Below are 20,299 nucleotides of genomic sequence, written 5' to 3'. Positions count from 1 at the left end.
GAGGATACTTGAACACGAAGAGGCGAAAATGGGAAGTGCAGAGTTAATGCTGATTCTGGGATTGCTGCTCGCAGGAGTGGCGGTCTTCCTTTTTGTCAGTTCCATCTTTGCAAGTAACACGGACAAGCAGCAGCTTTCATGGGCGAACAATGATGAGCCGGTGAAATCCAAAAATCCGGTGATCAATTTCTCGCGTCCCTTGGTGCATCAGTTCACCTTGCAGCATGCGATGAAGATTCGCAGCGAGTCCTATCGCAAAAAAGTTCGTAAATACATCAAAACCTCGGGCCTGTCTTCAGAGCTGAACGAGGATGAATTCATCGGGTTGCAGTTCCTGTGGGGGATCATGTTCCCGATCTTCTTGTTGATCATGAACTTCTCACTGCAGTTGGGTTTGTCCCCGCTGGTGGTGGTGGGCATGGGGCTGATTGGTTTCTATCTGCCGCAGATTCATGCGCGCGGGGAAAAGAAGCGCCGCGAGCTTTCTGTGCGTGCGGATCTGCCGTTCTTCATCGATCTGCTGGCGCTGTCGGTGGAAGCCGGTCTGGACTTCTTCTCGGCGATTCAGAAGATCGTGGATAAAGCCAGTGGCACGGACAGTGTGCTGGCCGAAGAGTTTTCAATTGTGCTGAAAGATATCAAAATCGGTTCCTCCAAGGCTCAGGCTTTGAAGGAAATGGCGGAGCGCCTGGATATGAACGAGATCACAAGTTTTGTGGCGGTTCTGGTGGATGCAGAGGCTACCGGTGCCAGTATCTCGCAGGTTCTTAAGGACCAGTCGGTGCAGATGCGTCTTGAAAGATTCGTCCGTGCCGAGAAAGCCGGTGCGCAAGCCTCCCAGACCATGCTGATCCCGCTGATGCTGTTTATTCTGCCGGCGGTTTTCATCATCGTCTTCGGTCCGGTGGCGGTTTCGTTCATGTATGGTGGGAAGTAGAAGTGATGGCTAAGTTGATGAACACAACCAACAACCAAACTTTGATTGCGGATCTGGAAGTGGCCTCCACTTTCCTGAGCCGTGGCAAAGGTCTTTTGGGCCGCGAAAGTCTGCCGGCTGAAAAGGCGTTGTGGATTCATCACTGCAACAGCATCCATACTTTCTTTATGAAGTTTGCGATTGATTGTGTGTTTGTGGATAAAAATTTGAAGGTGCGCGCGATCCGCAGGGATGTGCGGCCCTGGAGACTGGTGCTCCCGGTATGGGGAGCCGCTTCGGTGATAGAGATGGCATCAGGGACAGTCAGCAACGGGAATGTCAGCGTGGGAGATCAACTTTATGTGGGCGCTTAGAATCTTGACCGGCCCGCAGGCGGGTTCAGTGCTGGAGCTGAAGATGGGGAAAAACCTCATTGGACGGGCTCCTCAGTGTGACATAAAACTTATCAGTGCCGGTGTTTCCAAGGAACACACCGAGATTGCTGTATTTAAAGATAAAATTGTTGTGACGGATCTTCGTTCCAGCAACGGAACTTATTTGAACGGTGTCCGCGTGCAAAGCGGTGTGATGCGCCTTGGAGACAAGCTGGGCATTCACGACGTGATTGCCGATGTGATCCCGGCGCAGGAATCCCGGGCGCAGCGTCCGCAAGGACAACCAAGCCCGCAGGCGCCAATGCCTTATTATGGCGGCGGGGCCGCTCCACAGATGCCGCAGCCTATGCATATGGGTATGCCTCAGCAAAACATGGGCATGCCTCAGGGAATGCCGCAACCGATGGCGGGCATGGGAATGCCGGGCGCAGGCCCTGCACCCGCGCCAGCTCCGGCTTTCCAGCAGGGTGGCTTTAAAGGCCTGGTGGATAAATTCAATGAATATATGGACCGCGTGGCTTTGCCCGGGGTTTACAAGCTGCCGCAGTTTGTGGAAATGAAAATGGTTCTGCTGGGCTTTGTGGTGTTGTTCATCTTCTCCACGACCCTGCTTTCCATGATTCCGATGGTGCAGATCACCCGCGCCAGCATCACCAATGAAAGTAAACGTCGGGCGGCGTCGATTGCCCGCACGGTGGCAACTTTAAATCAAGCGGCGCTTTTGCAAAACAGTTACTCTTCTTTAAGCACCAACGCGGCGGAATCCGAGGACGGTGTGAAGCAGGTTCTGATCGTGCAGCAATCTGATGGTATGATCCTGGCGCCGGCTTCGCGCGCGGGGACCACGCCGGATCTGCCATTTGTGCACTCGGCCCGCCGGGAAATGCGCCCGCAGTCCGTGGAAGTGGACTCATCCACTATCGGGGCCAGCTTCCCGATTGGTCTGTTTGACCCGAACACGGGGGAGCAGTCGGTGAAGGCTCACGCCATTGTGCTTTATGATATCGGCAGTCTGGCCTTTGATGACGGACGGGCGATCAGTCTGTTCATGCAGACTCTGGTGATTGCATCTTTGATTGGTCTGTTGTTGTTCTTCTTCATGTACAAGCTGATTGAATATCCGCTGGTTACGTTGAATGCACAGTTGGATACAGCCATGCGTGAAAAGACTGATAACACGGTGGTGGACTTCCAGTTCCCGCCACTGCAGGCCCTGATTGGCAATATCAACAGTCTGCTGACAAGATATATCAATGGTGACACCGACAAGGGCGGTGGGGCCGCCGGATTTGTGAACAAGGACGGCGAGGCTGAAAATCTGATGCAGATGATTGGTTACCCGTGTGTGGCGATTGCGAAGGAAGGCCGGATTATTTCCTGCAACCCTTCGTTCCTGCAGGTGGCTCGTGCGGAAATGGCGCAGCTTCAGGGGCAAATGTATAAAGCCATTCCGGATGTGGCTTTGCAGCAGAACATCGAGGGTCTGGTGGTGCGTTCCCGTGAAAATCCACGCGGCATCCATACGGACCAACTGGAATTCAGCGGACATCTTTGCATTCTGAGCTGTCAGGCATTCTGCACAGGTCAGGAAGTGGACTATTATGTGATCACTGTATCACCAACTGAAGGAGGCTCGTGATGAGCGCAGCCCCTCAGGTGAAGGATTCCATGAAGTTTGACATCGAGATCATCAAAGGCCCGCATATTGGTCAGAAGCTTACTTTTGAAAAGGCTTCTGTATCCATGGGCCGTGGTCCGGAAAACGACATTGTCCTTTCCCAGGATCCACGAGTCAGTCGTCAGCACGCTGAAATCAAACAGCGCGGCAATGAATTTGTGCTGGTCAATCTGAGTCAGAAAAACTTTGTGATGGTCAATGGCCAGAGCATTCAATCCGAAGTTCTTGCGAACGATTCGGTGATTCAGATTGGTGAGACAGAAATTCTGTTCAAGGTCGACATGCCGGTGGTGCAGGCACCTCCACCAACTCCAGCGGCGACGCCGTCTCCGCTTTTGACGCCGAATCCGTTCCCGGCTCCGACTCCGCCGCGTCCGCAGCAGATGCCGGTCAGCAATCCGTTCCCACAGGCGCAGACGCCGGCTTATCAACAGCCTCGTCCGATGCCGGCGATGCCGAACCCTTCGATGCCTCCGGCGCAGCCGATGGCTTATGGCGGTTACACTCCGCCTCCGAATCACGGCATGCCCAATATGGGGGCGTCGATGGGTGGGCCATCCGGTGGCGGGGGACTGCTTTCCAATCCGAAGGCAAGATTCTATGGAATCATCGCGATCGTGGGCCTGGCGGCGTGGTTCTTCCTGTCGGATTCCGGCAACAAGAACAAAAAAGATCCGAATGCTTTCAGAACTTCAGCGCTGTCCATGGCGGACGTGGCCGAAGCCGAGAAGCGTTCCCAGGAGCTTTTGACCATCAAGAAGGAAAAATATGACTCGGTTCAATACCGCCGGGCTCAGGAAAACTTCATCAAGGGCTTCCGCGACTTCCAGCAGGGCCAGTATGCCCGTGCGCGCGAGGCGTTCCAGGTTGTTTTGAATCTGGATCCGGACAACGAGCTGGCAAAACGGTATTTCCATCTTTCGAAGATCAAGTTTGACGAGCTGGTGAAATTCAACATGATTCAAGGCAACCGATACCGCGAGAAAAAGAACTGGAGAATGTGCCAGTCGAATTATTCCAACGTGATGACCATGCTTCAGCACCGCAAGGACGATCCTTCATTCAAGGAAGCCAAGCAGTTCTATGAAGAGTGCACGCTGAATCTGGAGGGCAGGTTCTAATGGCTCTTCTGCGTGTGCGCCTGCGTGGCAAAACAGTCTGTGAAGTGAACCTGACGGAGGACCGCTCTTACGTGGCCGGCCGTAAGGAAGACTGTGATATCGTGTTGCAGCCTGAAAAAGGCATTTCCCGCGAGCACTTCAAAGTTTCCTTCAATGGCAGTTGGAACGTGGAAGTTGTATCCCGTTATGGTGAAGTGATTCATAACGGTGAACAAGTTCAGCAGTTCCAACTGGAGCACGGGGCGATGTTCACCGTGCCTCCTTACGAATTTGATTTCCTGAACACGGTGGCGGAAGCCCCGGCGTATCAGGAAGCTCCCGCCATGAGCGGTGGGGAAAACCTGCCGGCCGTGATGGGTTCTGCACCGGATTCCTTCGATGGCAGCGATGAAAAAACCATGATTGGTGTGGCGCCGACGGCGGCCTTCATCAAGATTGTGGATGCTCAGAATGAAACCAAGGAAATGATCCGTCTGGATGCGGGCGATGCCTGGATTGCGGGACGGGATTCCACCTGTCATATTCAGATCCGCGATCAGCGGGTCAGCCGTCGTCAGTTTGAAATCCGTCGTGCCGGATCCCAGTTTGTGATTCTGGATCTGGGCAGCGTGAATGGGACGCTTTTAAACGGCAATCCGATTTCCTCCACCGACATGACTCCGATCAAATCCGGGGACGCGATCAGTGTGCTGGAAAATTATTTGTACTTCGAATTGCACGATGCGAGCTTCCAAAGCCGTCTGGAGCTGGTGAACGTGGCACCACCAAGTCCTTTGGTGCCGACCAGCTATGACAATGTGCCGATGGAATATCAGCAGCAGTCCCACGAAATGATGCCGTATCAGGGGGCCATGCCGCCAATGCCGTATCAGCAGCCGATGCAGTATCCGGGTATGGGCGCACCGATGCCGGGCCCGATGCCACAGGCTTCGGGCAAATTTGATTTCCAGAAGCATCGTCCAAAACTGATTGTGGGCGCGGTGGTTCTTTTGGCCGTGGCTTATTTGTTCAGCGGTGGTGACAAGACCGCTCCTCCTGCACAGCCGGGTCAGGTGATGGCTCCGGGGTCGCCACAGGAACTGTTCTCGAAACTGAAGCCGGAGCAACAGGCTCTGGTTCGTCAGCGCTATAAAGATGCGAAGAATCTTTATATGCAGGGTAAATACCAACTGGCCCAGGATGAAATCGTGAAGATTCAGGAGATCATCCCGGACTATGAGGATATCCGCGAAATCGAGCGTCTGTCCAAAGAGGCCATCTTCATTCAGGAACAGCAGCGCCGTCAGGACGAAATTGAAAAAGCCAAAGCCGAAGCTGAGGAAAAAATCCAGAAGCAGGTGGTGGAATGTCAGAAAAAAATCAATCCTACCATCACGGCCGCCGAGATGGAGGACTGTCTTAGCCCGGTTCTGCAGTTCAACCCGGAACACCCGCGTATTCTGGATCTGAAATCGCAGGTCGATATGCTGAATGCCCAGCGCGAGGCCAAAGAGGCTGAAAGAGCCGCTTACCAGTCGCTGGTGGCGAAGATGCGTGGTCTTTACGGCTGGGCGGAAGGGGTGCACAAAAAAGGCAAACCTCTGGATGCCATTGCTGCTTATGAAAAGGTTCTGGAATCAAAATTGCCGGATCCAAGCGGCTATAAAGGTCAGGCAAAACGCAATATTGCCTCTATTCGTCAGATGATGAATTCGAAAACGGCCAGCCTGCAGTCTGAGGCGGAAAAGAACTATCAGGCGCAGAACCTGAAAGGGGCTATTCTGGCTTTGCGCAAGGCGCGCAGTCTGGATCCGACAAATGATGAGCTTCCGGATCGTATCGAGCGTTATACCACTGAACTGCGCAAGCAGATGATGACGCTGTATCAGGAAGGCATCCTGGAGGAAAGCTTTGGTAACGTCGATGGTGGCGAGTCCAAGGCGGGCGCCAAGGACAAGTGGAAAAAAATCCTGGAGCTGGATATTCCGGATGGTGAGTACTACAAAAAGGCCTACATCAAGTTGAAAAAATACGGAGCATTGTAAAGTGAAACTGCAGGAGCGCTCGTACAGCACCAAGATTCTTCGCCCCAAGCCGCTCATTCATCGCGAGGACGACGGCAGTTTGATTGTGATTGCCACGTCCTGGGGACAGCCCGAGCACGCCCAGCGTGCTATGGACGAGGTGGTAAAGTACGTCAGCGCCGCCAAGGCCGACGTTGAAGTGACCTCTCCGTTTGAGTTTCTGACCTGTCTGTCGGACGAAGTGAACTATGTGCGTACCGGGATTCTGATTGCCAATGATCTGCTTTATCGCGGTGAAAACCGCGCCGAATATTTTTCCGGTGTTGAGCTGATGGCGATTTTCAAACGCGGTCCGCAAGTGGCGTGGGCCCATGTGGGTTGTCCGAGTTTGTTCATTCAAAGAAGAAATCAAAGACTGCAGCCGCTTTCCATCGGACAGGATCTGTCCAGTGAACTGCCAAGACCACAGGCGCTGCCGCCGTTGCCGTCGCAATTGTTGGGGCTGGATCCGACTTGCTATATTCAGTGCGGGCATACTTATGTCAGCGAAGGCGACCGTCTGGTGCTGCTGGCAAGTTCCAGCGTGGCGACGACACTGTGGACTCGGGAAGGGGATTCGCTGGATTTGGGTTCCGTCACCACGGGCATGATTCAGGAAGACCCGGATTCGCCATTCTGGCTGGGTCTGATCGACGTTTCCGCCGAATAACCGAAAAAACTAAAGCTCTTCGATCGTCAGGGACTTATAAACCTGATTGCGCAGTTTGGAAAACTCTGGCAACGCCAGTGCCAGTTCCACTCGTGACGGAGCAAAGATATTGTCACGTGACGTATCCCAGATCAGACCTGCGGCAATGTTATTGCGCTGAATTTGCTGATCCAGCATGTAATTGCGGAAGGATCTTTCAAAGCGTTTGCGCTGGGTTTCGCGCGAAAGGCCGCGGGCATCCGCGCGAATCCAGTCAATCCACTCCAGGAACAGACCATCATTGCAGTTTTTCAGGTTGTCCGTGCCAATGGTTTTTACGGTCACCAGGTCAAAGCACGGATCAGTCACTTTGGCGGTCTTCACATTGAGGTTCTTTTCCGCCACGAACTGCCAGGTTGAAATCTTATTTTTCTGACCCAGTTGCTTTAAAGTGTCCCAGTCTTTGCGGTTCAAAGCGATTTGAGCTGTCCAGTTTAGCAGGTCCAAACTGCCGGGCTGCTGCGCCTGCAGCCGTTTCAGGTCCTTCAACAGCAGATCCTCTTGGTCCACGCGCATCCAGCGGGAGTAAGGCAGGCTTAGTTTCGTGGTCCATTCAGAAAGCAGGGGAGGGAAGGAAACAAACTGATTTCGATAAAGCAGGTTTTGCAGCTTTTGCGTGGTTGGCAGAATACTTTCCTGCAGCAACGGCAAAGGGTTGGTTTCAAAGCGGTCCACCAGAGTGTTGTACAAGCGGGGCTTTTCGTCATTGATATATAGAACATGATTGGAGATCGCGGCCGTTTTCAGCGGACCGGCTTTGCGCCACAGGGCCCAGCCGGACTCCAGCAACAGCGGACGGTCTTCCGGCCATGTCGCCGTGGCGCTTTTCATCACCTCGGTCAGAGACTGAGCCGGGAAGGACTGAGGTCCTTGATCCACGATGCTTTCGCCCAAAAGATGGAAAAGCGTGCGCCCGACATCCACCAGGCTGACGTTTTGATCGATCTTCCAATGAATCGCTTCATCCCGTTTTTTCTTTTGAGAAGGTTTGATGAATAACGCCACCTGGGTGTTTTCACCGTGCAGGTTCATGGAGCTGAGTTCTTTCGGACGATCGTTCCCGGTGTGCCCGTTCAGTCCCACCAAAAAGATGGTGGTGCTGTCCCAATGACCGGTGGATTTCAGCTCTTGGAAAAGTTCAAAAAGGCTTTCATCCAGTTCTTCACGCTGACTTTCAAAACTCAAGTTTCGGGCTTCGCCCAGATCCGTCAGGGTCTCAGTGTTCGTGAACAGCAGATCCGGAACATAGATCACACTGAAGAAAGACATGCCACCGACATCCTGGTGAACCCATTGTCGAAAAGCATCGGCATTTTGTTTAAAGGGACGAATCAGGCTGCGGAAGGTCGGAACTATATTGTCGTCGAATAGTTCGAAGCCTTGATTCAACCCGCTCCGACGAAAGACGGGGGCGCCTCCGGAAAAGAAGCTCGTGCGGTAGTCCTGATCCAGTGCCACCTCGGAAGCCAGCTCGACTTCCGCCGTCAGTCCCGGACCTCCATTGTGGCGAACCTTGTGTTGATAAGGATAAAGCCCCGTCAGCAGGGAGGCCAATGCAGGAACGGATAAGGGTGAAGGGGAAAAGGCGTGGGTGAATCGCACCGATTCACTGCAAAGCAATTGAAAACCAGACCTCTCGGAAGGATCCTGACTGCAGTTGACGTCGCTGATGGTCAATTCGTCCACCGCGATGATCAATATAGAGTTCCTGTCTTTTGTTTGGCAGGAGAGCTGGACCAAACTCAGAAGGATGAGTGTGAGAGTTAAAATGATTTTCCGCATACCTTGACCGTATGTAATGGTTTTAGTGATAATGGATCAATTAGACAGCGCAGTCAAAGATTTGGAGGAATCACCCATGCTCACGGAAAAGATATTTACTATTGCTCACTTGGCGGATCAGGTTGTTTTGTGGATCTTGCTTGTTCTCAGCGTATTGAGCATCGGCATGATTCTGGAGCGGTATTTTGCCCTGAAGAAAGTTTCCGCTGAGTCGCAACGAGTGCGCGCTCGCATCAAGCTGGCACTTCAGAGCAACAGCCTGGAAGACGTGGAAGATCTTGCGAAAGATCCTAATTCCATCGAGGGCCGTGCAGCAGGTTACGCTTTGAAACATATGAGAGACGCGGGCAGCAAAGGTCTTTCTGAAATCTTCAACACCTTTGCATTGACCGAGCGTCCAGAGCTGGAAAAGTTCCTGGGTTTCCTGGCAACAGTTGGCTCCAATGCTCCGTATATCGGCTTGTTCGGTACGGTTTTGGGTATCATGAAAGCCTTTAACGATCTGGCGACAGCTCCGGAGGCGGGTCAGCAGACGGTGATGGCGGGTATCTCTATGGCCCTTGTGGCAACGGCAGCGGGTCTGTTCGTGGCGATCCCGGCGGTGGCAGCGTACAACTATTACAGCAAACAGGTTCGTGGTGTGTTCCAGAATCTGGAAAGCGTGAAAGAGTTGTGCCTGGCTTACGCTAAGAAAAAAGGTGTTTAAAAATGGCATTTAATAACAGCGACAATAATGAAGCCATAGCGGACATTAACGTCGTTCCGCTCGTGGACATCATTCTTGTGGTTCTGATCATCTTCATGGTGACAGCACCCATGTTTATGAAGCCCACGATCAACGTGAATCTGCCCAAAGCAGCCAGCGGTGATCAGACAGCTCCGAGCAAGCTGAATATTGCTTTGACTGCTGACGGACGCATCAACCTGAATGGATCCTTCGTGACGGAAGAGGACGTTCGCGCCAAAGCTACTGAAGAAGTGGGCAAGAACGCGGATGTTCAGGCCATCATCTCGGCGGACAAAGATGTGCCTCACGGGAAAGTGGTGGGACTTCTGGATATCGTCAAAGGTTCCGGGGTTAAGAAGTTCGCGATCAGTATCGATAAAAAATAGAAATAAAAAAGGGCTCTTCGCCCTTTTTTTATCTTCGCACCCATTTGCAGGTGTTTGAAATCAATTTCAGTTTTTTGTTCCGGCACTCAAAGGCAACGTTGCCGTCGTACTTCCATTCGGAGGTGTCGTCGTAACGGTCGCCATAATCATAATAGTTGGGATTCACCGCCGGAGAATGAATGCGCGGAATGGTTGAGCGGCAACTGATCCACGTCTTGTCCAGATAGTTCAAATTCGCAGGCACATTGAAGTAAGTCAACTGGCTGTAGCTCGGATACGGGAACAGCATGTTGTAGATGTCATAGCTTTGGTGCAGCAGGAATTTTCCGCGCGGACCATCAAAGTATTCGGTGAAATAGTTGTAGCCCTGATCGTAGGTGGCATTGGTGTAAGTGAAGTACTTGCCAGCGGTGCATCCCACAGTGGGCTCCAGAATCGTCACGCGCGCCATCGTGCTTTGCAGACTTTGACCTTTGTTGTCTTTGATAACTACATAGTAAGTGCCCTCGTTTTTCCAACTGTCAGCACGCCCGGCCAGGAACGCATAGTTGCCGAAGCCGCCTGTAATAGCCTTGCTGTTCACATACCACTGATAAGTGTAAGGCTGGGTTCCGCCGGTCACGGCCACGTCCAACTGGAAGTCGCCGTTTTCCTGAACACTGACACCCGTGGGCTGATTGGTGATGCGGAAAGTTCCGTCTGAAGAACCGCCTCCGGAAGAGCTGCCGCCACCAGTGCTGATACCCCCGGAAGAACCCCCGCTGCTGCCGCCGCCACCAATGATGACCGCGCCACCGCCGCCGCCCGTGGACGAGCCCGAACCTGAAGAATTGGAACCTCCACCCATGTTCACGCCGCCAGTGCCCCCAGGACGGGAACCCCAGATGTCGGTACGACCGCCCGAGCTGCTGCCGCTGCCTTTGGAAGCTTCCGTGGTGGAACCCTCTTCAGCGCAGTCACCACTGCAGAATGAATTTTGTGGAGCACAGTTTTGAAAGCTGACAATAGTAAGGGAAGCGATGATCAACGCCGAAAGGACGCGAAAATTCCGAATTTTCCGAAGAATACGGCCATTCATAGTTACTTTCCCCCAAGTACCTGGACTTTAATACGGAAGAAATGTGGAAAAACTAAAGCAAAATGGCTGTTTTTTGATCGGTGGATCTCAAAATGACACAGCTAAAGTCCTGCGCAGGGATTCCGATGATAAAAGGTATGTTTAAAGCACAACCTTCAGACACTCAGTTCATTATTGTCACTTTCGTGTTGGTTCTCCTTTTGGGAATTCCGACGTTCATGAATTTGACGGAAGATTCGTATGTCGTGGCTGAAGAGGAAGTGTTTGAGTCGGCGCAAGCACCTGCACTTGCCGGGGGTCGTGAGCCCGCCAGCATTCCGAGTGCGAAGGTCGCGGCGGTCAGCCGTCTGACGCAGTTTGATTTGAGCTGTGCAAAAAAAGCCCTGAGCCCGTTGAGCGTGGACAGCGGCTATGTCCAGTTTGAGGGTAAAAATTGTCTGCGTGGCTTTAAAGAAGGCGACGTGGAGATCATTAATAAGAGCAATGGCTACACGGCTTCCATTTTCCTGCGTGGCACTGACAAATATCAAACGGATCTGATTCAGCTTAAAAAGGGCGATAACGAAATCACGATTCGCTATCGTGAACGTTCCGGCAAGGCTGTTGAAGAAGTCCTTTTGGTTCGCTCCAGTCAGATTTAATCCTTTAAAATCAACATCTTAATGCGTCCAGCTAGAGTAAGATCAATTAAATTGATCTTCAGTTACTCTGCCTTTAAGTTAGCCACCGTCCCTGCGTTGAAGCGCGGACAATAAGTGGATTTATACTGATGCTCATTGAAGGATTGACCCAACCTGTGGATCTAAAAAAACGTTCGGACATTCATTATGCTCGAAAGATCTGGCATATGTCTGGAGTCTTCGCGATGTTCCTGGCTTATGTGTACATGCCACCGGCTGTTTCCATGACCGTGCTGATCGTCGCGTGGAGTCTGTTTGTTCCTTTTGATTTTCTTCGTTTGAAATACCCTGCTTTGAATGACTGGGCGATGCACGCCTTTAAGCCCATCATGCGTCAAAGCGAAGTGAAAAAACTGGCGGGGACAACCTTCCTGCTCAGCGGTGTTTTGATTGTTAATATCCTTTTCCCTCGTCCGATCGTGGCGTTGACGCTGTTGTTCCTGGCTTTTGCCGATCCGATCGCGAGCTACTTTGGGATTCTTTACGGCAAGGACAAGATCTTTGGTCATAAATCCATTCAAGGATTCATGGCGGCGTTCTTTGTTTGCGCGGCTGTCACGTTCATTTATCTGATCTACCATAATTATCTGATGGATCGTCTGATTGTGGTCAGCTTGTTTGCCGGTTTGGTGGGAGCTTTTGCTGAATTGATTCCTGTTGCCAAGCTTGATGACAATCTGACTTTGCCTCTGATGAGCGCTGTCGGATTGACTATCCTGTTTTATTTCTTTGGATTTTTCGCAGCCGTAAGCTAATGTCGTTGAGGTTGGAGACGGGTCTTTTCCGCCACTCCAACCGCATACATTTTCTAGCTTAGGTGGACGAAAAATGGCTACTGATACTCATCTTGATAAAATTGATTCTGACGATGCCAAAGCTCAGCGCTTGGCGATGTACATTTATATTCTTCCAAATTTGATGACCACAGGGAATTTGTTCTCTGGTTTCTTTGCCGTCATCCAATCCATCAAAGGTAACTATCTTTACGCAGCTTACGCGATTGTTGTCGCGGCGGTGTTTGACCAGTTGGACGGCCGCTTGGCGCGTTTGACCCGTTCCACCAGCAAATTCGGTGCGGAATACGATTCTTTGTGTGACCTGGTCAGTTTCGGTATGGCTCCGGGCACGCTGTTGTTCTTGTGGGCTTTGCAGCCGTTTGGTCGCTTGGGCTGGGTGGCGTGTTTCCTGTTCGTGGCTTGCGGTGCGCTTCGTTTGGCGCGTTTCAATGTTCAGGCGAACGTGGTTGAAAAGAACTACTTCCAGGGTCTGCCGATCCCAATGGCGGCGGGGATCGTGGCGTCTTCCGTTCTGGCATTCCAGGATCTGGAATTGGAACCGCTGGGCAACTATGGTTTGCTGGTGATGACTATTTTGCTGGCGTTGGTGATGGTATCCAACTTCCGCTTCCGCAGCTTTAAAGATCTGGATTTGAAAGAGCGTCTGCCGTTCCGTTACCTGATTCTGGGTGTCGGTGTTCTGGTTGTCGTGGCACTTCGTCCGGAAGTAATGCTGTTCGTTCTCTTCATGGCTTACGCGGTTTTGGGCGCTGTTTTCGGTGTCTTCAAACTTGGAAAAAACATCCGTAAGATCAAGCCAAGTGTGTACGCTCCTGCATCTGTGCATGAAAGCGATCTGGTCCTCGAAGAAGAGGAAGAAGAGGCGAAGAAAGATGAAAAGAAAACTTAAAGTCGGTGTGGTTGGCGCGACCGGAATGGTCGGCCAAACCTTCATGAACATCCTGTCAGAGCGCAGCTTCCCAATTGCAGAACTGCGCCCCTTTGCTTCTGAAAACTCTCTGGGTAAGAAAATTGAACTGCAAGGCCAGCAATGGCCTTGTCAGGTTTTGAAGGACGGCTGCTTTGACGGGCTGGATCTGGTTTTCTTCTCTTCCGGAGACGACATCTCTGCTGAATGGGCCCCGAAGGCTGTGGCGGCAGGGGCTTTTGCCGTGGACAACTCGGCTGCCTTCCGCATGGATCCCAACACCGTGTTGATCGTTCCGGAAGTGAACGGCGATCTGGTGAACAAGGATTCCAAACCTCAGATCATCGCCAATCCAAACTGCTCCACCATTCAGTTGGTGGTGGCGTTGAAACCGTTGCTTGAAAAATTCGGTCTGGAAGAAGTGCGTGTCAGCACATACCAGGCGGTGAGCGGAGCTGGTCAGGGCGGTCATGACGAATTGATCGAACAGACCTCCAACCATCAGAAACCGACAGATCCAAAAACATTCCCGCACACTATTTTGTTCAACTGCATTCCCCAGATTGGTTCCTTCAACGATGAAGGTTACTGCAGCGAAGAAGTGAAGATCATGAAAGAGACCCGCAAGATTTTGGGTCAAAAAGATCTAAAGGTGTCCGCATTCACCGTGCGTATCCCGGCTTTGAATGCTCACAGTGAATCCGTGTGGGTGACTTTGAACAAATCCGTCAGCCGTGACGAAGTCATGGCGGCCCTTCAGGGGCAGGAAGGCATCGTAGTTCAGGATGAACCCAAGAAAAGCGTTTATCCCTTGGCCCGCGATGTTTCTGGCAAAGACCCGGTCTATGTGGGCCGTGTTCACCGCGACCCGGAAAATCCAAAGATGTGGCTGATGTGGGTTGTTTCCGACAACATCCGCAAAGGAGCCGCCCTGAACGGCATCCAGATCGCGGAAAAGATCTTCTTCAGCTGATAAAAAGGCCATCTGACGATGGCCTTTTTAATTTGAAGCTGCTTCAGCTTGCGCGCCTGCCGGCGCTCCAGCACTGCCGGGCGGTGCCGACCTAGGTCGGGGCGGGGGGCATTTTTTGACTTCCGGACCTTAGCATGGTTCGATTAAAGGATGAGACTTCCATGGACGGGATATCAGCATCACCTTAGAACGTTTGCACTTTCCACCTTGCTGGGGGGACTGCTGCTTTCTGCTCCGGCTCTGGCCACGATCACACTTGTTTCTGTGGATGGGGCTTCTCGCATTGATCTGGCAACAACGGAAACCAAAACCACGCTGTATGCGGGCTTTGCCGGAACTTGCACGGCGGATGCGAATTCCACTGCGACTTGCGACAGTTGCAGTGGCGAAACGGTTTCCAGTTCCAAACTGTGGCCGTGCAATAAGAAAAATGCCTATAACAACCTTCGTATCACGATCCGTGTTCAATCCAGCAACACGTCGGCTGTCTTGGCTGATGCCATCATTAAAGTGGGTGAAGACACGCTGACCCCTTCCATCAATCCGACTTTGGCGGATGGTATTTTGAATGTGCAGGTCACCTGGGGTGAGCTGTGCCAGAAGCTGGGGCAAAGCGGTGGATGCGTGGCGGACTTCAGCGGTGAACTTTCTGTGGGCTTTAAAACCACAACGGATTCCACAACCACCAACGATTTGATGACATTCAAGGTGATGGGGCGTGTGGCAAAAACCGACGGCTCCGACTGGGTCTATACCAACTGTCCGACCGATGACATCACAATTCCTGCAGGCTCGGGTTACTGTTATTTCAGTGCCTATCGTGGGGATGAAAAGATTTATGCCGACCAACTGGCGCGAGCGGATGATTATCCTGCCAGCACGGCACCAGGCATTGAATACGCTGGTCCCGTGTTTTTCTATGAAAAGCAACTGGATGGCGAGGATGACAACACCACTATTGCGCGCATTTCAAATGCCTCCAGTTATATCCAACTGGTGGACCCTGAAAGAGACAACCGCATCGACGGACTGGATAATGACGTCCGCTATTGCATGGTCATGGCCAATCAGGACAAGACCGGTATTGTTTCTTATTATTCTCCACTGCCGGGGACTTCTGGCGGGGTCGATGCCATCAGCCTGTGCGCGACACCTTCGAAAGTCGTCGGCCTTCTGGATGACAAAAGCTGCTTTATCGCCACGGCGGCCTTTGGCAGTGACATGGCTCCGGAAGTTCAAAGCTTCCGTGACTTCCGTAACAAGTACCTTCTTAGCAACAGCATCGGGACGAAATTGGTGAAGCTTTATTATAAGCACAGTCCTTTCTATGCGAATCTGATCGCTGAAAATGAAGTTGCGAAAGCGGCAGTGCGCACGGCTTTGTGGCCTCTGCTGTTCTTTGCCCGCATGAGCGTGACTTTTGGTCTGTGGGTGACCTTGCTGTTTGCGGCTTTGGCAGGTGTGTCCGTTTATGAAATGTACCGTCGTTTTGTCGCCGGTCGCAGAACGCGGGGTGAAGCGTGAATGCCTGGCATAAGTATTTTGTAGTTCTGCTGGCCGTTGTTTCCTTCCACGCCGTCCAGGCTCAGGAACAGGGTCCGCCGCAAGAGCCTCCATTCGTTCAGGAAGAAACCGAATTCGAAGGTGAGGACCTGCAAATCGAGGACGAGATTCAAAGTGCGGCTCCCGGTAAAGAGTCCGGCACCGTGAACCTGAATGAGCAGACGCCCAGTGATTCCAAAATCGAAGAAGATCTGATGCTGGAGGAGGAAACTCCGGCTGTGGTTGAAGAGACGGCTCCGGTGGTAATTCCTGAAGAGCCTCCTCAGCAAGTGGCTCCGGTGAAGAAAACACCGCAGGTCGAAGTGGTTCGTCGTTCCAAGAGCGGTGGTGTGGAGTACATCCAGCACCCGCAGGCCGCTAAAGGCCTGATGACCATCACGAAAGATGGCGCCTACGTTTATCGTGTAAAGCCGCCTTCGGCTTCGAAAGAGTCCGGCACCTTCCGTGTCGGGATGATGGACCCTCCGAAGATTGATTCTGCTGACGGCGTGACCAACTATGATTCCATGTACGGTAGCTCGTCCCAGGCGATGTTCATGTTTGACTATGAATGGAAGCCGTTTAATGGCTATGGCAGTTTGGGCATCCAGGCAGGACTTGGGTTGCTGTATGCCACAGGTCAGGGAAGATTTATCACTCCTGATCCGCAGTTCCCGAATCAAGAGGCAAAAGAGGAATATTCCTTCCTGGCGGTTCCGCTTAATGTGGGTGGGGTGTATCGTCTGGAGTGGAGTGATCGTCAGTGGATTGCACCGTATGTATCTGCCGGGGGCACGTATATCGGTGTGGTTGAAATCCGTGACGATGGCAAGTCGCCGTCCGTGGTGGGTACGCCGGGTGTGTATGGGGCGGGTGGTTTGCTGTTTAATATCGCTGCGATGAGTGACGACACGGCCTTCACCCTGAGCTCTGAATACGGCATCAACAACCTGTGGCTGTCATTGGAATACCGCCAGTTGCAGACGTTCAGTGAAGATGTCGATTTTTCAGGCGGGATTATCGGCGCGGGCGTCACGGTCGACTACTAGGCTGGTGAAAAGGGCCCACCTCCGCGTGGGCTTCGCCTCAAAATGCCAGAGGCATTTTGTGCATCTGAACCCTTTTGACCAGCCTTTGGCTTTCGGTATGCGGTAAAATAAAAAAAGGCGCCTCTTTCAGAGAGCGCCTTTTTTTGTCTTCAATTTTGAAGAATCAGAACTATTTGTCAGAGCAAGCTGCGAAGTAAAGAGTTCTGTTGTGACGGTGAGTAACTGTCTGGCGGCAAGTTTGAGCGTACTCAGAGCAGTTGTATTTTACGTAAGTTTGACCTTGGCTGTCCTGGCCCATTACGTTGTTGGAATCGCACCAGCTGATGAAGTCTACATAGTACTCGTCAGTAATACGAGAGTAGTTAACGTCAGAAGCAACCGCGGAACCGGAAACAAGCATCAATACTGCGAACAATGTTTTCATGGAATAACTCCTTATTTTATTAATTTAAAAAAGTGGGACAGGAAATACGCCTTTCGCCGGTGCCGGTCAATTCCCAGTAAATGTTGTGAAAAAAGGGTAATTACCAAGTTTCGGGCGTTGCCAACAGAAAACTGGCGGAACACAGATGGTCCCGCTCTGCTTTGATTTCCAACAAGTAATTAGGGGATTTCAAAACTCTTTTGTATTTACTTCTTTGAATTGAGGAGTTTTAAGTGACCCGTCTGTATTGGATTCTGCCAGTCCTGCTTGCTTGCGTGTGTGCGCAGGCCAAAAGCTATCGTGTCCTTGCCGAGGACAACTGGCCGCCATTTTCCTATGTGGAGAAAGGCCGGCTGCAGGGCGTGTCCGTGGATCTGGTGCAAGCCGCACTTGAACTGGAATCAGCAGAAGTCGAGCTTTTGGAAGTTCCATACCTGCGCTGTTTGGCTTTGACCGCCATCGGGAAAGAGCCAGGCTGCTTTAACTCGGCAAAAAATCAGGAGCTGGTTGAAAAATACATCTTCCCGGATGAGCACCTGTTCCGCAGCCGCGGATTGATTGTCACCAATCGCCATGTAAAAAAGACCAAATCCATCCGTGTCGTCCGTGACCTTGAAGGGGAGACGGTGGCACTACCCAGCGGTTTTCCATTTGGGAAGGAATTCGACGATAACAAAAAGATCCTGAAGCACTTCACCGCCAATGACATGACTTCATTGAAGCTGGTGGTGACCGGCCGGATAAACTACGCCGCCATCGACGAAATGGTTTTGTACTATTACCTGCAAAGAAACCCCCAGTTTCGCGGCAAAGTGAGCACGGTTTTAGAGCTGAGCAATGAGCCCATCTATGTCCATTTTTCCCGCTCCCATCCGCAAAGCCGTGAGCTGCGTGAAAAGCTGGATCGGGGTTTAAGAAAGCTGAAAACCTCGCCGGACTATGCCCGCATCATGCAGCGCTGGCTGGGTAAGGATGTCCCTTTGGAAAACTTCCGCTAGGCGCCGGAAGTGCCTATTTTCGGTTTCCTGTCACAGGGCTGACTGGGGCCGGGGGTGGTTCTGGTCTTATAAGCAATTTAGCAGAGATAAGGGGATTTTTAGGGCTTTTCTCTTATTTGCCGGTTGGTATGCCCATTGCTCTTTTTAGCGGGAACAGGAGTTCCCATGGCCATTCGCACCCTTTTCAAAAGCCTGCTTTTGATCGCTGCCGTTTCTTTGACCGGCGTTCACGCCATTGCTGAAGACGACGCCAATCTCCTGCTTTTTGAATCCACACCCCTTCAAACAGAAAACCAGAAAGCTCCGCGCACCGACATCGCGGATGAGGCGGTGATAAAGCTGGATTTGTCTGAAGTGGTGGAGGGCGAGAAAGACTTCAACCGCAAGGCCTTTATTGCAAGAGCCCGCGCGGCGATGACAGCCGATATTCCCACAGACAAACTGTATGAATTCGAAGGCCCGCGCAGCGAAGCGGAGCTGGAAAAACTGCTGGAACTTTCTGATGCCGACATCGCCAAGTTCCTGGCCAAGAAGTCAGCGTTTCTGGGTAAGTTCGCGCGTGTGCTGTCGTTCTTCCGTGTGAAGCCGGGTAAGATCAACAAGGCTTTGAATGAACTGAACAATCGTTTTTATGAAAGTTCCCATGTCGTTTCCCGCAGTAATGTGAAGGGCGGAACGATGATGGTTTCCATCGGGGCGGGGCTGGCGCTGCCGCAAAAGGTGATGGAGGCTCTGCGTGGCAGAAGCATTGGCCGGTTCATTCCTGAATCCGGCGGGTTCTTTTATATGCTGGGACTGGGTGCAGGTGTTTCGCGCCAGGTGGGATCTGACGGCAAATCAAAAATGGTCTTTGAGATTTTCATGGATGTTGAGCGCCTGAAGAAAACCCTGACCGGTGTGGCAGAGATTTCTGCGGCAGGCACTTATGGTCTTGTGTTTGAAAAACGTGACGGGGCTTTCACGCATCAGAAAAATACAACGATGTACGGTGGGGCGACGGGAGTCTTCCGCCAAGGGCCGAATCAGTTTGGTTGGGCGGCTTCCACCGGGATGTCGATGCCTCCGGGTATTGGTATTTTCCTCGTGTATCAGGATCATGCGACCAGATACTATCTTTTCCGTATGGAGGGGTTGAAGGCGTCGCTGCCGGCTTTGAAAGGATTTAAAGACAATATCATCTCGGCCTTGAGAAACTATGCCCACTTCGGCGGCAAGATCGTCACCTGTCAGGGAGCTTTGTTCTAGGCTGTTAAAAGTTCCCGCCATCTTGCGGCCTTAAGGGGAACCTGATAGGTTCCCGCGCATGACTACTAAAGTGCGCTTTACCGTTGCTTATGACGGAACAGGATTCTGCGGCTGGCAGAAACAAAAACCCGAGGACCAGATTTCGGTCGCTCAGGTGATCGAAGAGGCCCTGTCCAAGGTCTTCAATGAAAAAATCACCCTGTTTGCCTCCGGCCGAACCGATGCCGGGGTTCATGCCCTGAACCAGGTTTGCCACTTTTCTACGCATCGCAAGATTGATCCAAGCAAGAAATGGGACCTGTGCTGGGCCTTGAACTCCCATCTGCCTCCGTCAATTGTGGCCAAGAAAGCCTGGATTGCACCGGATGACTTCCATGCGACCTTGTCGGCGACTCATAAAACCTATCGCTATCTTATAGTGAACAAACCCCGTCCCAGCGCTCATTTAAATAGATATGCGGACTGGGTGCGCCTGCCGATCAATATCGAACATTTGCAGGAAAGTTCGAAATATCTCTTGGGAAATCAAGACTTTAAAAGCTTCCAATCCGTCGGAACCCCGGTCCCGGACACGGTTCGTGAGATTTATAAGGCGGACTGGGAATGGCGTAAACCCGGTGTATTGCAGTTCACGATCACCGGCAGCGGCTTTTTAAAGCAGATGGTCCGAAATATTGTGGGGACCTCAATGTTTTTGGAACGCAAAGGCCTGGAGCCTTCAAAAATGCAGGAGATTATTGCGGCTCAAGACCGCATGAAAGCCGGTCCTCCGGCGCCCGCACAGGGCCTGTACCTGATGAAGGTTTATTATCCTCAGGACCTTGACAATAGGTGCCTAGAACTTTAAAAC

20 protein-coding genes are annotated in these 20,299 nt (G+C 52.0%); 17 read left to right on the top strand and 3 right to left on the bottom strand.

Features of this window, described 5'->3' with window-relative positions:
- Positions 1-28: 28 nt before the first annotated feature.
- From B9G79_RS15975 to B9G79_RS15950, 6 genes are read left to right on the top strand one after another with little or no spacing between them, the layout of a single operon-like run.
- Positions 29-937: a type II secretion system F family protein gene (locus B9G79_RS15975; protein ID WP_232468804.1), complete on the top strand. Its 909-nt coding sequence runs from the start codon at positions 29-31 to the stop codon at positions 935-937.
- A gap of 5 nt (positions 938-942) precedes the next feature.
- Positions 943-1,290, top strand: coding sequence for a DUF192 domain-containing protein (locus B9G79_RS15970; RefSeq protein ID WP_088566379.1), 348 nt, complete (start codon positions 943-945; stop codon positions 1,288-1,290).
- On the top strand, positions 1,277-2,950 hold the full coding sequence (locus B9G79_RS15965; RefSeq protein ID WP_088566378.1) for an FHA domain-containing protein: 1,674 nt from the start codon (positions 1,277-1,279) through the stop codon (positions 2,948-2,950). Before B9G79_RS15970 ends, B9G79_RS15965 begins: the two co-directional genes overlap by 14 nt.
- Complete coding sequence (locus B9G79_RS15960) at positions 2,950-4,110, top strand: FHA domain-containing protein (RefSeq protein ID WP_088566377.1); 1,161 nt, start codon at positions 2,950-2,952, stop codon at positions 4,108-4,110. The genes B9G79_RS15965 and B9G79_RS15960 overlap by 1 nt, the downstream gene beginning before the upstream one ends.
- A complete protein-coding gene (locus tag B9G79_RS15955) occupies positions 4,110-6,134 on the top strand; it encodes an FHA domain-containing protein (protein WP_088566376.1) in 2,025 nt (674 codons plus the stop codon). Before B9G79_RS15960 ends, B9G79_RS15955 begins: the two co-directional genes overlap by 1 nt.
- 1 nt (position 6,135) lies before the next feature.
- A complete protein-coding gene (locus B9G79_RS15950; protein ID WP_088566375.1) occupies positions 6,136-6,822 on the top strand; it encodes a hypothetical protein in 687 nt (228 codons plus the stop codon).
- A gap of 9 nt (positions 6,823-6,831) precedes the next feature.
- On the opposite strand, the gene B9G79_RS15945 is transcribed toward B9G79_RS15950, so the two are convergent.
- Positions 6,832-8,559, bottom strand: a complete 1,728-nt coding sequence (locus B9G79_RS15945) for a sulfatase-like hydrolase/transferase (protein WP_232468802.1) — start codon at positions 8,557-8,559, stop codon at positions 6,832-6,834.
- A gap of 160 nt (positions 8,560-8,719) precedes the next feature.
- On the opposite strand from B9G79_RS15945, the gene B9G79_RS15940 reads away from it, so the two are divergent.
- Together B9G79_RS15940 and B9G79_RS15935 are read left to right on the top strand one after the other, a co-directional pair.
- Entirely contained in the window at positions 8,720-9,349 is a 630-nt protein-coding gene (locus tag B9G79_RS15940) for a MotA/TolQ/ExbB proton channel family protein (RefSeq protein ID WP_088566373.1), read from the top strand.
- A 2-nt stretch (positions 9,350-9,351) separates the two neighbouring features.
- Complete coding sequence (locus B9G79_RS15935) at positions 9,352-9,756, top strand: ExbD/TolR family protein (protein ID WP_088566372.1); 405 nt, start codon at positions 9,352-9,354, stop codon at positions 9,754-9,756.
- Between the two features lie 28 nt (positions 9,757-9,784).
- Here B9G79_RS15935 and B9G79_RS15930 read toward each other — a convergent pair whose 3' ends face one another.
- On the bottom strand, positions 9,785-10,834 hold the full coding sequence (locus B9G79_RS15930) for a SprB repeat-containing protein (RefSeq protein WP_088566371.1): 1,050 nt from the start codon (positions 10,832-10,834) through the stop codon (positions 9,785-9,787).
- 137 nt (positions 10,835-10,971) lie between these two features.
- On the opposite strand from B9G79_RS15930, the gene B9G79_RS15925 reads away from it, so the two are divergent.
- From B9G79_RS15925 to B9G79_RS15900, 6 genes are all read left to right on the top strand, one after another.
- Positions 10,972-11,475 carry a hypothetical protein gene (locus tag B9G79_RS15925; RefSeq protein ID WP_088566927.1) on the top strand — a complete coding sequence of 168 codons (504 nt, stop codon included), beginning with the start codon at positions 10,972-10,974 and terminating at the stop codon, positions 11,473-11,475.
- A 206-nt stretch (positions 11,476-11,681) separates the two neighbouring features.
- On the top strand, positions 11,682-12,269 hold the full coding sequence (locus B9G79_RS15920) for a diacylglycerol/polyprenol kinase family protein (RefSeq protein WP_232468801.1): 588 nt from the start codon (positions 11,682-11,684) through the stop codon (positions 12,267-12,269).
- 73 nt (positions 12,270-12,342) lie between these two features.
- Entirely contained in the window at positions 12,343-13,200 is an 858-nt protein-coding gene (pssA, locus tag B9G79_RS15915) for a CDP-diacylglycerol--serine O-phosphatidyltransferase (RefSeq protein WP_088566369.1), read from the top strand.
- A complete protein-coding gene (locus B9G79_RS15910; protein WP_088566368.1) occupies positions 13,184-14,191 on the top strand; it encodes an aspartate-semialdehyde dehydrogenase in 1,008 nt (335 codons plus the stop codon). Before pssA ends, B9G79_RS15910 begins: the two co-directional genes overlap by 17 nt.
- 150 nt (positions 14,192-14,341) lie before the next feature.
- Positions 14,342-15,715: a CFI-box-CTERM domain-containing protein gene (locus tag B9G79_RS15905; protein ID WP_232468799.1), complete on the top strand. Its 1,374-nt coding sequence runs from the start codon at positions 14,342-14,344 to the stop codon at positions 15,713-15,715.
- Positions 15,712-16,782 carry a hypothetical protein gene (locus tag B9G79_RS15900; protein ID WP_088566367.1) on the top strand — a complete coding sequence of 357 codons (1,071 nt, stop codon included), beginning with the start codon at positions 15,712-15,714 and terminating at the stop codon, positions 16,780-16,782. The genes B9G79_RS15905 and B9G79_RS15900 overlap by 4 nt, the downstream gene beginning before the upstream one ends.
- 169 nt (positions 16,783-16,951) lie before the next feature.
- Here the strand turns inward: B9G79_RS15900 and B9G79_RS15895 are convergent, their stop codons facing one another.
- Positions 16,952-17,206, bottom strand: coding sequence for a hypothetical protein (locus B9G79_RS15895; RefSeq protein ID WP_088566366.1), 255 nt, complete (start codon positions 17,204-17,206; stop codon positions 16,952-16,954).
- Positions 17,207-17,439: 233 nt separating this feature from the next.
- Here B9G79_RS15895 and B9G79_RS15890 point away from each other — a divergent pair, with 233 nt between their 5' ends.
- The 3 genes from B9G79_RS15890 to truA all read left to right on the top strand — a co-directional run bounded on the left by B9G79_RS15890 (position 17,440) and on the right by truA (position 20,296).
- Positions 17,440-18,204 (top strand): substrate-binding periplasmic protein, encoded by a 765-nt coding sequence (locus B9G79_RS15890; protein WP_088566365.1) that lies wholly within the window; start codon positions 17,440-17,442, stop codon positions 18,202-18,204.
- A 165-nt stretch (positions 18,205-18,369) separates the two neighbouring features.
- Positions 18,370-19,449, top strand: coding sequence for a hypothetical protein (locus tag B9G79_RS15885; protein WP_088566364.1), 1,080 nt, complete (start codon positions 18,370-18,372; stop codon positions 19,447-19,449).
- 58 nt (positions 19,450-19,507) lie between these two features.
- Positions 19,508-20,296 (top strand): tRNA pseudouridine(38-40) synthase TruA, encoded by a 789-nt coding sequence (gene truA / locus B9G79_RS15880; protein ID WP_088566363.1) that lies wholly within the window; start codon positions 19,508-19,510, stop codon positions 20,294-20,296.
- Positions 20,297-20,299 lie beyond the last annotated feature (3 nt).

It is taken from the genome of Bdellovibrio bacteriovorus (genome assembly GCF_002208115.1).
GTDB lineage: Bacteria > Bdellovibrionota > Bdellovibrionia > Bdellovibrionales > Bdellovibrionaceae > Bdellovibrio > Bdellovibrio bacteriovorus_C.
Note: the sequence above shows the minus strand (reverse complement) of the source record. Positions and strands in the feature narration are given on the sequence as shown.

What these genes read in the sequence shown, in the direction of transcription:
- B9G79_RS15975 (WP_232468804.1), top strand. Translation starts at nt 29, where the DNA reads ATGGGAAGTGCAGAGTTAATGCTGATTCTGGGATTGCTGCTCGCAGGA.
- B9G79_RS15970 (WP_088566379.1), top strand. Translation starts at nt 943, where the DNA reads ATGGCTAAGTTGATGAACACAACCAACAACCAAACTTTGATTGCGGAT.
- B9G79_RS15965 (WP_088566378.1), top strand. Translation starts at nt 1,277, where the DNA reads ATGTGGGCGCTTAGAATCTTGACCGGCCCGCAGGCGGGTTCAGTGCTG.
- B9G79_RS15960 (WP_088566377.1), top strand. Translation starts at nt 2,950, where the DNA reads ATGAGCGCAGCCCCTCAGGTGAAGGATTCCATGAAGTTTGACATCGAG.
- B9G79_RS15955 (WP_088566376.1), top strand. Translation starts at nt 4,110, where the DNA reads ATGGCTCTTCTGCGTGTGCGCCTGCGTGGCAAAACAGTCTGTGAAGTG.
- B9G79_RS15940 (WP_088566373.1), top strand. Translation starts at nt 8,720, where the DNA reads ATGCTCACGGAAAAGATATTTACTATTGCTCACTTGGCGGATCAGGTT.
- B9G79_RS15935 (WP_088566372.1), top strand. Translation starts at nt 9,352, where the DNA reads ATGGCATTTAATAACAGCGACAATAATGAAGCCATAGCGGACATTAAC.
- B9G79_RS15930 (WP_088566371.1), bottom strand. Translation starts at nt 10,834, where the DNA reads ATGAATGGCCGTATTCTTCGGAAAATTCGGAATTTTCGCGTCCTTTCG.
- B9G79_RS15925 (WP_088566927.1), top strand. Translation starts at nt 10,972, where the DNA reads ATGTTTAAAGCACAACCTTCAGACACTCAGTTCATTATTGTCACTTTC.
- B9G79_RS15920 (WP_232468801.1), top strand. Translation starts at nt 11,682, where the DNA reads ATGTCTGGAGTCTTCGCGATGTTCCTGGCTTATGTGTACATGCCACCG.
- pssA (WP_088566369.1), top strand. Translation starts at nt 12,343, where the DNA reads ATGGCTACTGATACTCATCTTGATAAAATTGATTCTGACGATGCCAAA.
- B9G79_RS15910 (WP_088566368.1), top strand. Translation starts at nt 13,184, where the DNA reads ATGAAAAGAAAACTTAAAGTCGGTGTGGTTGGCGCGACCGGAATGGTC.
- B9G79_RS15905 (WP_232468799.1), top strand. Translation starts at nt 14,342, where the DNA reads ATGAGACTTCCATGGACGGGATATCAGCATCACCTTAGAACGTTTGCA.
- B9G79_RS15895 (WP_088566366.1), bottom strand. Translation starts at nt 17,206, where the DNA reads ATGAAAACATTGTTCGCAGTATTGATGCTTGTTTCCGGTTCCGCGGTT.
- B9G79_RS15885 (WP_088566364.1), top strand. Translation starts at nt 18,370, where the DNA reads ATGGCCATTCGCACCCTTTTCAAAAGCCTGCTTTTGATCGCTGCCGTT.
- truA (WP_088566363.1), top strand. Translation starts at nt 19,508, where the DNA reads ATGACTACTAAAGTGCGCTTTACCGTTGCTTATGACGGAACAGGATTC.